The sequence below is a fragment of the uncultured Kordia sp. genome (assembly GCF_947489565.1).
Lineage (GTDB): Bacteria > Bacteroidota > Bacteroidia > Flavobacteriales > Flavobacteriaceae > Kordia.
The window spans coordinates 221,834-234,559 of the sequence record NZ_CANLEA010000007.1; the positions used below are offsets into that span (position 1 = coordinate 221,834).

General features: G+C 31.5%; 16 protein-coding genes. 1 reads left to right on the top strand and 15 read right to left on the bottom strand.

Annotated features, from left to right (window positions below; all coding sequences use genetic code 11):
- Nucleotides 1–39: 39 nt before the first annotated feature.
- The 10 genes from Q0845_RS11675 to Q0845_RS11720 all read right to left on the bottom strand — a co-directional run bounded on the left by Q0845_RS11675 (nt 40) and on the right by Q0845_RS11720 (nt 10,029).
- The gene (locus tag Q0845_RS11675) at nt 40–1,083 is read right to left on the bottom strand and encodes a hypothetical protein (protein ID WP_298513145.1); all 1,044 of its coding nucleotides are present in this window, start codon (nt 1,081–1,083) and stop codon (nt 40–42) included.
- Nucleotides 1,084–1,158: 75 nt separating this feature from the next.
- Nucleotides 1,159–1,812: a hypothetical protein gene (locus Q0845_RS11680; RefSeq protein WP_298513147.1), complete on the bottom strand. Its 654-nt coding sequence runs from the start codon at nt 1,810–1,812 to the stop codon at nt 1,159–1,161.
- 248 nt (nt 1,813–2,060) lie between these two features.
- Entirely contained in the window at nt 2,061–2,675 is a 615-nt protein-coding gene (locus Q0845_RS11685) for a hypothetical protein (protein ID WP_298513149.1), read from the bottom strand.
- 41 nt (nt 2,676–2,716) lie between these two features.
- A complete protein-coding gene (locus Q0845_RS11690; protein WP_298513151.1) occupies nt 2,717–3,463 on the bottom strand; it encodes a LytTR family DNA-binding domain-containing protein in 747 nt (248 codons plus the stop codon).
- Entirely contained in the window at nt 3,463–5,202 is a 1,740-nt protein-coding gene (locus Q0845_RS11695) for a tetratricopeptide repeat-containing sensor histidine kinase (RefSeq protein WP_298513153.1), read from the bottom strand. Before Q0845_RS11695 ends, Q0845_RS11690 begins: the two co-directional genes overlap by 1 nt.
- A gap of 143 nt (nt 5,203–5,345) precedes the next feature.
- Entirely contained in the window at nt 5,346–6,119 is a 774-nt protein-coding gene (locus tag Q0845_RS11700; RefSeq protein ID WP_298513155.1) for a hypothetical protein, read from the bottom strand.
- 76 nt (nt 6,120–6,195) lie between these two features.
- Entirely contained in the window at nt 6,196–6,792 is a 597-nt protein-coding gene (locus tag Q0845_RS11705) for a hypothetical protein (protein WP_298513158.1), read from the bottom strand.
- A 289-nt stretch (nt 6,793–7,081) separates the two neighbouring features.
- Entirely contained in the window at nt 7,082–8,824 is a 1,743-nt protein-coding gene (locus Q0845_RS11710; protein ID WP_298513160.1) for a tetratricopeptide repeat-containing sensor histidine kinase, read from the bottom strand.
- 101 nt (nt 8,825–8,925) lie between these two features.
- Complete coding sequence (locus Q0845_RS11715) at nt 8,926–9,435, bottom strand: hypothetical protein (protein WP_298513163.1); 510 nt, start codon at nt 9,433–9,435, stop codon at nt 8,926–8,928.
- 63 nt (nt 9,436–9,498) lie between these two features.
- Nucleotides 9,499–10,029 carry a hypothetical protein gene (locus Q0845_RS11720; protein ID WP_298513165.1) on the bottom strand — a complete coding sequence of 177 codons (531 nt, stop codon included), beginning with the start codon at nt 10,027–10,029 and terminating at the stop codon, nt 9,499–9,501.
- A gap of 283 nt (nt 10,030–10,312) precedes the next feature.
- Here Q0845_RS11720 and Q0845_RS11725 point away from each other — a divergent pair, with 283 nt between their 5' ends.
- The gene (locus tag Q0845_RS11725) at nt 10,313–10,477 is read left to right on the top strand and encodes a hypothetical protein (RefSeq protein WP_298513167.1); all 165 of its coding nucleotides are present in this window, start codon (nt 10,313–10,315) and stop codon (nt 10,475–10,477) included.
- A 53-nt stretch (nt 10,478–10,530) separates the two neighbouring features.
- Here Q0845_RS11725 and Q0845_RS11730 read toward each other — a convergent pair whose 3' ends face one another.
- The 5 genes from Q0845_RS11730 to Q0845_RS11750 all read right to left on the bottom strand — a co-directional run bounded on the left by Q0845_RS11730 (nt 10,531) and on the right by Q0845_RS11750 (nt 12,657).
- Nucleotides 10,531–10,833 carry a RebB family R body protein gene (locus Q0845_RS11730; protein WP_298513168.1) on the bottom strand — a complete coding sequence of 101 codons (303 nt, stop codon included), beginning with the start codon at nt 10,831–10,833 and terminating at the stop codon, nt 10,531–10,533.
- A gap of 66 nt (nt 10,834–10,899) precedes the next feature.
- A complete protein-coding gene (locus Q0845_RS11735; protein WP_298513171.1) occupies nt 10,900–11,496 on the bottom strand; it encodes an aspartyl/asparaginyl beta-hydroxylase domain-containing protein in 597 nt (198 codons plus the stop codon).
- Nucleotides 11,497–11,699: 203 nt separating this feature from the next.
- A complete protein-coding gene (locus Q0845_RS11740; protein ID WP_298513173.1) occupies nt 11,700–11,849 on the bottom strand; it encodes a hypothetical protein in 150 nt (49 codons plus the stop codon).
- Nucleotides 11,850–12,108: 259 nt separating this feature from the next.
- A complete protein-coding gene (locus Q0845_RS11745; RefSeq protein ID WP_298513175.1) occupies nt 12,109–12,258 on the bottom strand; it encodes a hypothetical protein in 150 nt (49 codons plus the stop codon).
- Between the two features lie 240 nt (nt 12,259–12,498).
- Nucleotides 12,499–12,657: a hypothetical protein gene (locus tag Q0845_RS11750; protein WP_298513177.1), complete on the bottom strand. Its 159-nt coding sequence runs from the start codon at nt 12,655–12,657 to the stop codon at nt 12,499–12,501.
- Nucleotides 12,658–12,726: the final 69 nt, after the last annotated feature.

Below are 12,726 nucleotides of genomic sequence, written 5' to 3' on the forward strand. Positions count from 1 at the left end.
TTATGTGATTCGTTTCCAAATGTGTATTGACTCTGTTGCTTATGCCCATTTCATGGTATATAATTCAGAAATATTTTTGGGACGAGTTTCTCGATTATCTTTTCCTGCTACTTCTGTTTCTGAAGTCTTCGTAATGTCAAGACCATACGTAGGACTTCCTTTTTCATAGAAGATTGAAACTGTATCATATTTTAGTTCATGTGTATGTTGTTCAAAAATATCTTCTTCTACAGTTCCTACATGATCTCCTTCAACAGTTCCTTCGCCAAGCGCAAGTCTTTCATCAGCATTAGGATCTGTTTTTGCGCCATTGTCCCAAACTCTGCTAAAATATCCACGCATATCTGGAAGGAAAGAATCTTCCATATCACCGCCAAATCGCCCGTTTAAGAAGGAGCTTAAGCGTGTGTATGAACCATTATATTCTGATAATTTTTTTGTGGCTTCACAGAGTGAGATTTCAGTAGCTGGCGCTGTTTCAGTAGAAAGATATTGCTTACGTTCACCTATAAACCCATTTACCATGCATGGAAGTGCTTCCATAGCAAAATTTCCAATGTTAGCATAGGCTTTTTGAATTAAGATTTCGGCATTTTGGGTTGAAGATCTAATAGCAAGTACCAAAGTGGTTGCATTTGAATCGAATTTATGTTGCAATCGTATCGTATTTGTTTGATCGCTTGAAATATTGTTGGAAGTGCTGCTTGTCGTGACTCCGTCAGATAATTCGACCGTGATTTCAAAAGCATCTGTCCATTGATTCGTTATAACAATTTCTGCACTGATCGTTTTGTTTTTTAATGTTTGTTCCCAACGCGGAAATTCGCTAATATTTTGCTGTAAAATTACTTCTGAGTCATCGGCACTTTTTTTAATCCGACAAGCTCCTAAAGATTCATCAAGACCAATCATAGCTCCAGATCCAGATGCTTTATATATCCAACCATCAGGATGTCCGTATTCATCAGGAGTTATGGCAGTTCCTCTGTTGCTAAAGTTTAAGAAGTTATAGTTATACACTAAGTTTTTTTGTTGTAATACTTCTAAAGTATCGTCTGAGATAAATGTTGCATTGGTTTTCATACTATTCAATGTTTAAAAAAATTAGAAAGGCTGTTTATATACTAAAACAGCCTTTTTATTTATGAATTTATTGCATTACACAAGAGTCCATTTTTGATTTTCATATTTACAAGATAACTCGTTTATCTGTGTCAAGTTTAAATCAATATAATTAGATGTAGAGTCACTAATCATTGTGCTTGTTTCAATATTTTGTTGAAACCAAACTCTCACTTCTTCTTTAGGAGTTAATACTACTTCTCCAGTAACAATTGAGTTTTCAGCAACATAAATTGGTGTCATCGTTGTGCGTCCGTCAATACCTGTAGAAAGTTGATTTACTCCAGGATGAATAGAGCCATATTCGTTCACCATCGTCATACTAGTGTCAGGTCCGCCACTTACTTGTGCTTCTAAGATTCCAAATTCATTTAAGGTACATTGATTTCCTAAATTACAAGGCTGAATATTTGTAGTAGCTCTTACTTCTACTCCGCTTTGGAATGTATTGGTTCCAAATAATTCATATTGTGGTGTCCAAGAAAAACTGTTAGTGAATAAGTAGTCACTGTATGATTCCCAAACCACATTAAAACTGTCGCCTACTTTTTTAGCAAAACATAATTTGTATCCAGATTTTTTTAAGTTTTCTAAGTCATCTAAAGCAACTTCTACATTTACTACTTTTTGTGATGCAACTAAAGCTTCGTGTAACTGTAAAGCAGCTACTTGTGATATATTTTTACTCATAATTTCTATTTTTAGAATGATTAATTAATAATGGTAGATATAAAATTGCTAGCGTTTTATTTCTGATGTAAAATTAGAGGTAAGTTGTAAGAAAAAAGAGATTAATGGAACAAGATGGAGATTCTTGTCCACGAATACTCATATTTGTAGAACTAGATTATAAAGTAGAAATCATAAGCAACAACCAATGTTTTTAGAACTGGTTTTGGCACTTGTAAATAAAAAAGGTTTCTTAAAGGATGATGAGTTTAGCTAGTTTTCCAATCGCCATTTTCAAAAACACAGGTTACTTCATTAGTGGATGTTAAATCTACATCAATATAATATGAAGAAGCTAGTCTTTGTTGAAATGGAGGTGGCAGAATCATTGTGCTAGTTTCAATGTCTTGTTGAAACCAAACTCTGACAATGTCTTTTGGATTGAGTTCATCGTAGCCTTTTATGATGGCTTTTTCAGAGACATAAATAGGTGTACTGATGGTTTTTCCATCTATTCCTGTAGAAGATTGTTGTACGCCAGAATGAATTGTATCGTAATCATTCTTTAATGTTAAACTGTTATTAATTCCGCCACTTGTTTGTGGATCAAGAACACCTGCTTCAGTAAGAGTACAATAATTCCCTAAATCACAAGGTTGAATATTAGTAGATACAACTACAAGTTCATTTTCTTCAAACGTATTTGAACAAAATAATTCATAGTTTGGTTCGTATGAGAAATGATTAGTATTCAAGAAATTGTCATAGGATTGCCAAACCACATTAAAACTATCGTTGAGTTTTTTTGCAAAGCATAAATTGTACTTAGCATCTTTTAGTTGTATTAAATCTTCTGTAGTAATTTCTACGATTACGGTTTTCATTTTTTTATTTTTTGGTGGTTTGAATGAACAGTTTTATAGTATTATTTAAGCGTTCGAAACTTATTGATGATGTCCTTGTATTTCCCGCTTAAAGTTGCACTGTGATTTCCTTCCAAAAGAATTAAATTGTCCTGCGGAATGATTTCTTCTATTTTGCGAATGTTTACGATAAAATTACGATGCGTACGGTAGAATTTTGTAGTGTCTAAAAGGTCTAAAATTTTGACAAGCGAGATGAGAATGACAAACTTTTCTTTTTCCGTAATAATGTTGCAATACTTTTCTTCTACTTCAATTAAAATGATATCATCTACATTTACTTTTTTGAGAGCTTTTCCTTTTTTAATGAATAAGTTGTCATCGCTAATGATGGTGTTTTCATCTTCAGCAGAAAAAGAATCTTCCTGACCATAAAATTTTTCAATTGTATTTTCAATGGCGTAAATCAATTCTAGTTCATTAAAAGGTTTTACAATATAACCGTAGGGTTTGGTAAGCTTTGCGCGATTAAAGATTTCACGACTTGTAGCGCTGGTTAAAAAGATAAAAGGTTTTAATCCATTGGGTTGCGCATCAATAAATTCGGCAAAGGCAATACCATCTGGGCGACCATTGAGGAAAATATCAATAATGGCAATATCAATATTTTGTGCATAAAAAATATCAACGGCTTCTCTAAAAGAGGTTGCTGTACCAGAAATAGTGAAGTTATTTTCTTTTAATATTTCAACTAATTTAGTGCTCTGTTCGGGTTTATCTTCAACAACTAATACATTAATATTTTCCATTAGATAAGTTTTTTAGGGAGTGAAATTATCATTTTAGTGCCTTTTCCTAATTCACTTTCTATTGAAAAAGTACCATTATTTTTTTTGATCATTGATTTACAGAGCTGCATGCCTAATCCTGTTCCTATGATGTTTTCGTGTTGCTTTTTTGCGAGTAAGGTAGTGTCTTTAAGCAATTCTTGACGTGTGTTTGTATCCATGCCAATTCCGGTATCTTCAACAATTAAGTGACAAAAATTTGTCGCATCGTTTTTTGTGTAAATACGTATTTGATCCTTTGAATGAGAAAACTTAATAGCATTGTCAATTAAATTCCTCAAAATAATTTTTAACGATTCTTTATCTGCATAGATGGTTTCGTTTTTTGGAACCGTATTTTCAAAGGAAATTTCTTTGTCAGCTAAAATGGCGGTGTAATTGTATGCAACATGTTCTACGGTATTGTAAAGCTGCAGGTTTGTCATTCGAAAAAAGGTTTGATCTGTTTGTAATAATGCCCAGTTTAGTAAATTATCTAGCAATGTATACGCATTATTGACAATAGCACTATTATTTTGCAATAAATCGTTGACTTTCGAACGTTTTTCTGATTCAAGTGTTTTTATTAATTTTTTATTACTCGTTTTGATGGCGTTTACGGAGGAACGTAAATCGTGACTCACAATGGAAAATAGTTTATCTTTTGTGGTATTCAACGCATCTAAATTTTCTTTTTGTTGATGAATGATTTTATTACGCTTTACTTTTGCTCTATAGAAATAGAGACTGACACCTAACATAACAAATAAGATAATGGCTGAGTATAAAAAGGTATCTCTTTCGGCTGCTTCAATTTCCTTTTCAGCTTCAAGTTTTACAATTCTTTTTTGTTCTTTTTCAACAGCTATTTTCTCTTCAGCTTTCGCAGTAGCATAAATTTTATTTTGATCGTTCAATGAATCGGTCCACTGTTCGTATTCTTTTCTGTATTGCAGTGCTTTCTTATAATCTTTTCTGTTTTCTTCTACTACTGCCATATTTTCGGTTGTGGTCTGTAGCGTACTAAAATCGTTAGTCGTTTTAGCTAGTGCATAGGCTTTTTGAAAAAGCGGAATTGCTAGATTGTCTTTATATAGATCATAGTATAGTGTAGCAAGGTTTCCGTACGAACCAATGAGCAATACAGTATCTTTTTGTTCCTCTTGATATCTAACACTTTCTAATAAATAAGGTTTGGCTTTCTCATATTTTTGTAAATGAAGATAACATATACCTATATTATCTTTAATATGTTCCATATTAATCGTTTGACTATGTAGTTTTGGTATTTTTTCTACTTCTTTATAATAAGAAAGAGCTTTTTCAAATAAGTACGATTCTAATGCAATAGAACCTAATTTTGCTTTTACATTGGGTAATAATTGAAAATTCTTTGAAATTTTTAAAAATTCATCTTCCGCTTTTTTAAATAGCTTTTTTTCGAAAAAACTAATACCTCTAAAAAAATGACAATAATCAATTAGTTTTTCATCTTTTGCTGATGTACTCAATACTTTTGTCGTAAGTACTAGTGTAGAATCCCAATGATTATTAAAAAAGTATGATTGCGCTTTTTTAAAATCCGCATTTGTAGTAAAAGAAGTAGTGTTATGCTGTATGGATTTGTTTAATGCACTAGATTCTGATTTCTCTTGCGATAAAAGAAATGAAGGAATACATATAAATAAAAAAATCAATGTAGTTTTTAGTTTCTTATGCATGTATCATTTTTCAACAATTTAAGTAAAATTTAAAATATAAAAAAAGCAGTGAGTATTCTAAAAAATATTCACTGCTTCATTTTATTACTTTTAACATAAATCTTACTATGTAATTAGCAAAATGATCTTATTTCACACAAAAATCAATTGCCCGTAGGTTTTACAGTAGTAACTGTTCCACGAGAAGCTTTTGGATCTACATCTATTACTGAAACCATCACATTTTCAATGTTATTAATATCAAGTGGTTGTTGAGATATTGTTTTAGTTTTTGAGTTAAAAGTAGCATATTCAATTTCTAAATTTTTTACAGTAAACTTATGCATTCGATAGGAGCCTCCTCTTTCTTTATCTTGGCGATTGAAGCATACGTAATAACTCAATTGAGATCTTCCACCAGGACCAATTGAGAAATTTTGATAGATGTCAAAATCATCTTTTGTCATCTCTTTAGCATAATTTTCAAAAAAGTAAATACTAGTATAAATATTTTTATCATCTCTAAGTGCTCCAATTGTAGGTTGAATTAAGATTTCACTATCAGATGCGGTCCTTATAAATTCGTAATACAATTTTTCATATTCCTGTGAAATTTCAGTATTTCCTTTTGTAAGTCCTAAAAAACTAATCATCATATCGACGATTTCGGTTCCATATTTTTGTAAAGTTCCATTAATTTCTGGATTACTATAATCATGTCCTTCTAAATAAGAGATTAATCCTGTAATTTGCTGCCTAGTAGCTTCTAAAAGGAGTTTATTGGGATCAGGTATGTTTTTTATAAGTTTATGATTGTAATAGGTTGGGGCTAACTTTATACCTGGAATTTGATAATTAATGCCTTCAAGTTGCGTTATATCATTTTCAATTTCAGTTACTATTTTTTTGATTTCTTCTAATTTATCGTGTGTGCTCATAGCTATAATTATTTAGTTTACTTCCTACTCTCTTAGAGGCTTTTCGGAATTCGCCTTTAGATACATAATTTTAACATTAATTACTTGTTGGTTTTACTGTAGTAACCGTTCCTCTAGAAGTTCTAGGGTCATTTTCTATGATAAATGCTTGTATATGTTCAATAGTATTTGGGTTTGTTAAATGAGGAATGGATCCCGCAGGAAATTCTATATAAAAAGTATTATCCCAAAACTCCAGTTGACCTGAACGATTATTACTTTCATCAAAGAATACATAAATGTTTAATTGAGGAGTTCCGTATTGACTTAACGTAAGTTGATACGTGAAATTTCGATGGCTGATGTTTATTAAAGGATTTTTAGTTTTGGCAATTAAAGACAAGCCAAATGTAATTCTTCCATTTACTGTAGAAAAAGCAATAGGAGTGGGAGATAATAGATGATCTATTGCTCTGTCAATATGAGGCATTTTATTAATCAGTGATGAATTATGACCTACAGATTCATAAAATGGTTGCCCCAACGGAGCTTGTCCTTTAATTAGTATTTCTCCTTTACCAAAATCTTCTAAAAGTGGGTCTATAATTTTTTCTATTTCTTGCATTGTTGACTTCGTTACTGCAAGATTAGTTAGTTGACCAATTACCGAATGATCTGAATATTCTGTATGCATACTTTAAGTGTTTAGTTGATTTCCTACTCTTTTAAGGCTTTTCAGATTCCGCCGTTATTTTAATTTTGTATAGAATTATTAGCTTTATTAGTTTAATAATTCTATACAAAGAAAAAGATTAAATCGTTGATTTTCTGAATGAAAAGAACGAGAGTTCACTTTTTTGGAATAAAACTCAAAAATTTGGGTATGGAATTTTTTGGAGGTAGAAATACAAACTTTTATAAGCTGAAAAATCACCAAATAGACAATAAAATGTATTTTAAAAAGTAAAAGAGAAAAGTAATAGTTATGATGGCATCATTTTAGGCAACGAAACCATCATTTTTGTGCCTTTTCCCAATTCGCTTTCTATAGAAAAAGTACCGTTGTTTTTTTTGATCATAGATTTGCAGAGTTGCATACCTAATCCTGTACCGATGATGTCTTCATGTTGTTTTTTGGCAAGTAGTGTAGTGTCTTTGAGCAATTCTAAACGTGTAGTTTCATTCATGCCAATGCCTGTATCTTCTATAATTAACTGACAAAAATCGGGATCATCATTATGAGTGTATACCGTAATCTTACCGTTTGGATTTGTAAACTTAATAGCATTGTCAATCAGGTTTCGTAAAATGATTTTAAGCGATTCTTGATCGGCATAAACCACCTCTTTTTTAGAAATGGTATTTTCAAACTTAAGTTCTTTATCTGTTAAAATAGCTTTGTAGTTATACGCAACATGATCTATAATTGAAGTCAGGCGAAGTTTGGATATTTCAAAACGTGTTTGTTTGGTTTGCAGCAATGCCCAGTTCAATAAATTATCCAATAAATTATAAGCGCCATTTACAATAGAACTATTATTCTGTAATAGATTGCCAACTTTATGAAAATCTTTAGTTTCTATCGTCGTCATTAACTTTTTATTACTTGTTTTAATAGCATTCACTGAAGAACGTAAATCGTGACTCACAATAGAAAACAGTTTGTCTTTTGTGGCATTCAATTCATCTAAATCTTCCTTTTGCGTATTAATGATCTTATTGCGTTTTACTTTTTCACGATACAAATACATGCTTACACCAAACATGACAAATAAAATGATCGCAGAATATAAATACGTATCCAACTCTGCTTGTTTCGCTTTATTTTCAGCTTTTAGTACTGCAACTTCTTTTTGTTTGATTTCAACAGTAGCTTTTTGTTCAGCTTGTCCTAATGCATATAGTTTCTCCTGATCGTTTATTGAATCGGTCCATATCATATATTCTTTATAATATTGAATAGATTTCGGGTAATTTTTACGATGTTCTTCAACGACAGCCATATTATTAGCCGTATGTTGCTTTAATAAAAAATCGTTGGTAGTTTTTGCCAAACCATATGCTTTTTCAAAATAAGGAATTGCTTCAGCATCTTTATACTGCTCATAATACAACGAAGCTAAATCACCATATGCGCCAACCAGTTCAAGAGTATCTTTATCTTTTTCGTGCAATCGTACACTTTCGTTAAGATATTTTTCAGCTTCCGGAAACTGTTTTAAATGCAAATAGCATAAGCCAATATTATGTTCAATGTTTTTCTTTTTAATGCCAAGAAGTTCTTGCTCAGAGAAGGTTTCAATCTTTTTAAAGTAGCCAATCGCTTTTGTGAATTGTTCTTGTTCCAAAGCTATAGAACCCAAATACATTAACAGGTTATTGTGAAATTCAAAATCGTCAGCAGTTTTTGCAAATTCTTTAATGGCTTCTTTGAATACTTTTTTTTCGTAAAAACTAATTCCTCTTATAAAATGACAATAATCTGTAAGTTCACTTTTTGTAGTTTTTGTACTCAATTCTTTCATGGTATAAACTAATGTAGAATCCCATTCTTTTTCGACGAAAAATGATTTGGCTTTTGCGAAATACGGATTGGTATCAAATTTCGTACTCTTATCCAGTACTTGTTGTGTGAAGACATTGCTTTGTGCTGCTTTTTGAGAAAAAAGTAGGACAGGAGCTAATATAAATAGTATTAGTAAATACTTTTTTTCTGCAAAATACATGTGATATTTTTTTACAATGTAGTTAAATATCAAAACAAAAAAAAGCAGCGATGTTACAATCACTGCTTTTAAAGGACAAGTTTCATGTCAAATTAATTTTATTACATAGGTCTTTTTACGGTAGTTATTGTTCCTCTAGATGTTTTTGGATCTATATTTTTGAAGAAAGTTTGTGTACAGTCTATTAATATCGCGCTTCCATCTCTATAAACGGGATCTGTTTTAAAAGAGATTAATATCGGAATGTATTTATTGGTAGTTGCTTCATTAGCATAATAACTAATGTGTAAATTTAATTGATTTTTTCCTCCTTCCGAATATACAAATTGTTGTGTTACTGCAAATTTGCTTGGATCAATTTCTTTTACTGGAAGTAATACCATGGCGTTTACATTTATGATTCCATTACCTGTTTCATGATACGCCATTACACAAGGTGGAAATAAGTCATTTGTTTCATATTCTGAAAGACTTATTAATACGCGATCAAATTGTCCAGTTTGTTCACCTTCTCCTGCAATCAAAATAGGAGATGAAACAGTAATTTCGGTGGTTAAGAGTTTTCCTGGGGTTTCTACTAAGTTATGTTCTAAAGTGGTTTGATGATTCATAATAATTAGTTTTAAGGTTTTAGTTCTTACTCATAAGGCTTTTCAGATTCCGCCATTTTTTACTTATGTTGGCCTTTTTACTGTAGTAATAGTTCCTCGTGAAGTTTTTGGATTACTGCTTTGAAGGTAGGTAATTATAGAGGTTACTTTTTCTGAATCTGGGTATTCTACAGTATACTTTATTCTGTAAGGAATAAATTCGTAGCGAGATTTTAAAGGAATGAGAGGTTCGACAGGCTTTGGAAAAATGATATCAATTTTAAGCGCACCTCTTGGATCTAAAGTATCCTCTTCTTCAATAGCAACTTTATCAAAGACATAATCGGAATGTACATAAATTAAAACCTCTAGTTGTATCGTTTTGCTTTTGCCGTCATATTCAGCTTCTACTTCTAAAGGCGCAATTTCTTCTATCATTGAATCTGGAGGAACTACGATGACTTCATGATTGAAGGCCAAGCCACTAGTTGAACGTTCTCTGGGTTGAAGATCTTCTATTTTTGCATATCTAGGATCTTTCGTCGATTTTGTTTTTTGTTGGTCATTTTCTGTGATTAATGAAATATGTTCCAATGTTGCATTTTTAGTGTTCATAATTTTTAGGTATTGATTCGTAATAATTGTGTATAGAATTGCTTTTCTATAAGTTAGCAATTCTATACAAAGAGAGTATATTAAATATTGATTTTTAAAAATGTTGGAACGAGATGTTGTTTTTTTGGAACGAAATGGAGAAGTTGTGAAACAAGATTCTTTCGGAGGTAGATACTAAGAGGTAGTTTGTATACGGTATTTATAAATTCAGCACAACTGAGTTTTTATATAGATGAAATACGTATTATCTTGAAGAAAATATGAATCTTAAAATACAGAAATCATGAAGAAAAAAAGTATCAAAAACTTACAACTCAACAAGAAGTCCGTTGCAAAATTTCAAGACAATGTAAAAGGAGGACACATTACAACAACATTGATAACTGTTACTTGTTTGATACAGTGTTATACCTTACAAGATGAATCTTGGTGTTGGGAAGCAAAGTAGTACAAAAAAAAGCGAACTTCGGTTCGCTTTTTTATTATTAAAATAAAGGTTAATTATTCACCGTCATTCAAAATTTTACTAGTTGCATTAGCTGAACTAGCAGTATCAATATCATATATTGTTTCAACACCTTGTGTAGTGGCTGCTTGTGAAGTTGGATTGGAAGAAGTTTGATTCGTAGTTGCATTGTGTGCTGCATTTGCTAAAGCTTGCGAAGTTACTTCCATAAGATTTCCCATAGCTATTGCTGGTGCATCGCCAAGAACTTTTGTGTTTGCTTGTGTAACTGAATCTGTAATTTGTGAATTTACAGCTGTTGGAAAACTTTCGGGTTGTGGTTTTGTTTTTTTTGACATGATATGTGGTTTTATTTCGAATAAATCATTCAATTACAATTTATGGTGTACCGTATTTATGTAAAATTATAAATCACTTTCTTTAATAATATTTCGAATCCAATCATTTGGAATCATATCAATAGTTAAGTTGACACGTTCTGTACTTCCGTTATTGATGACTCTATGCGGATCGGTTAAACGCAAATACCAACATTCACCAGGTTGCATAGGAACTTCAGAATCGTTGAGGAAAAACTGAATACCATCTTTGTTTAAAATAGGAACCGTTAATCGTATCACAGATTTATGAACTTCCAAGCCCAAAGTCGGATCGGTATGTTGCTGCACTACAGAGTTTGGAGCCAAACGTAATAAACGTACCAAAGTTACTTTGGTATTGGCTTTAAAAGTATCGATAACACTTTGTAAATACGGCGAATCTGCCAAATAACTAGTATCCATCCAATCGCACCAAGAACCATCTGCATAATCATCCGCTGGTGGCGGAAATGGCAATGAAGTATCTACCGTATGTGCAGGCGCACGAAGCGGAATTACATTGTAATATTCAAACTGCTGAAGCTTTAGTGCTTCAAATTCAGCCAACATTTTTTCGGCATCAAAAGAAAAAGGTAATTTAACTCTATCAGTACTTTCTGTTTTAGGAGCTGCGTGTGCCATGGTACATTTGTTTTATAGATTCCTAAAGTACTAAAAAAGTCCAAAATTTAAAACGACAACTTAAATTTATCACTCAAATCAGCAATAATTACGTAAGTCAAATCTTATGAGAAAGAATTTGTATATAAAAAGAGATGTAATCATACAATCACATCTCTACAATATTCATTGTTCATTACATAGTAGCAATAAGCAAAGTTGCATTACAAACCACATCCTTTCTTTCCTGTTCGTCTGCACAATAAAGTTTGACAAATTGCAGTACGTAGTAAACCTCCATTAACTTCATGTGCGTTTAAGTTAGAAATAGACTTTTTGTTGAGTTGTAATGATTTTAAATTTCTTTTGCTCATGTTTAAAAAAGTTTAAGATTAATATGCCTCGAAAGAATAGTAAATCTTTTGATAATAAAAGAAATGTGAGTGACGCTTTATGAAATGTCAGTATGAAATTATGTTCCTTAAAACCAGTTGTTTAGAGAGTTGTGCTATTTGTTTCACTTTATTATTGATACGAACAAATCAGCTTATATTATAAGAGATGCAATTAATTTAATTACATCTCTTTAATAAATTATAGTTTATTATAAATTAGCAATAAATCATAATTGCATTACCAACCACATAATTTCCTTCCTGATGGTCTGCATAATAAAGTTTGACAAATTGCAGTACGTAGTAAACCTCCGTTAACTTCGTTTGCATTTAAGTTAGAAATAGACTTTTTGTTAAGTTGTAATGATTTTAAATTTCTTTTGCTCATGTTTAAAAAAGTTTAAGATTAATATGCCTCGAAAGAACAGTAAATCTTTTGATAAAAAAAGAAATGTGAGTGACGCTTTATGAAATGTCAGTATGAAATATAGGCTTTAAAACCAGTTGTTTAGGCTGCTGTGCTACTTACGGTATGTCACTTTATTATTGATACGAACAAACCAGCTTATATTATCAGAGATGCAACCTTAAGACCACATCTCCTCAATACATCATGTTTCATTATAAATTAGCAATATGCACTGCCTTCCGAAGCGCACAAACGCTCGCCTCTTGATTTTCTACAAAGTAAACGTGTACGGAAAAGTCCTCCTCTAACTTCATTTAAATTTAAGTTCGAAATGGACTTTTTGTTTAGTTCTAATGATTTTAAACTTCTTCTTTTCATGTTCTAAAGTTTTTAGTTAATAATGGGCTAAATAACAGTAGAAATCTTGATGAAAAAAGAAAAGTGTGT

Bases quoted from the DNA above. Each gene is read 5' to 3' on its own strand.
- Q0845_RS11700 (WP_298513155.1), bottom strand. From the start codon at position 6,119: ATGAGCACACACGATAAATTAGAAGAAATCAAAAAAATAGTAACTGAA.
- Q0845_RS11680 (WP_298513147.1), bottom strand. From the start codon at position 1,812: ATGAGTAAAAATATATCACAAGTAGCTGCTTTACAGTTACACGAAGCT.
- Q0845_RS11725 (WP_298513167.1), top strand. From the start codon at position 10,313: ATGAAGAAAAAAAGTATCAAAAACTTACAACTCAACAAGAAGTCCGTT.
- Q0845_RS11710 (WP_298513160.1), bottom strand. From the start codon at position 8,824: ATGTATTTTGCAGAAAAAAAGTATTTACTAATACTATTTATATTAGCT.
- Q0845_RS11685 (WP_298513149.1), bottom strand. From the start codon at position 2,675: ATGAAAACCGTAATCGTAGAAATTACTACAGAAGATTTAATACAACTA.
- Q0845_RS11750 (WP_298513177.1), bottom strand. From the start codon at position 12,657: ATGAAAAGAAGAAGTTTAAAATCATTAGAACTAAACAAAAAGTCCATT.
- Q0845_RS11690 (WP_298513151.1), bottom strand. From the start codon at position 3,463: ATGGAAAATATTAATGTATTAGTTGTTGAAGATAAACCCGAACAGAGC.
- Q0845_RS11740 (WP_298513173.1), bottom strand. From the start codon at position 11,849: ATGAGCAAAAGAAATTTAAAATCATTACAACTCAACAAAAAGTCTATT.
- Q0845_RS11705 (WP_298513158.1), bottom strand. From the start codon at position 6,792: ATGCATACAGAATATTCAGATCATTCGGTAATTGGTCAACTAACTAAT.
- Q0845_RS11720 (WP_298513165.1), bottom strand. From the start codon at position 10,029: ATGAACACTAAAAATGCAACATTGGAACATATTTCATTAATCACAGAA.
- Q0845_RS11735 (WP_298513171.1), bottom strand. From the start codon at position 11,496: ATGGCACACGCAGCTCCTAAAACAGAAAGTACTGATAGAGTTAAATTA.
- Q0845_RS11715 (WP_298513163.1), bottom strand. From the start codon at position 9,435: ATGAATCATCAAACCACTTTAGAACATAACTTAGTAGAAACCCCAGGA.
- Q0845_RS11745 (WP_298513175.1), bottom strand. From the start codon at position 12,258: ATGAGCAAAAGAAATTTAAAATCATTACAACTTAACAAAAAGTCTATT.
- Q0845_RS11730 (WP_298513168.1), bottom strand. From the start codon at position 10,833: ATGTCAAAAAAAACAAAACCACAACCCGAAAGTTTTCCAACAGCTGTA.
- Q0845_RS11695 (WP_298513153.1), bottom strand. From the start codon at position 5,202: ATGCATAAGAAACTAAAAACTACATTGATTTTTTTATTTATATGTATT.
- Q0845_RS11675 (WP_298513145.1), bottom strand. From the start codon at position 1,083: ATGAAAACCAATGCAACATTTATCTCAGACGATACTTTAGAAGTATTA.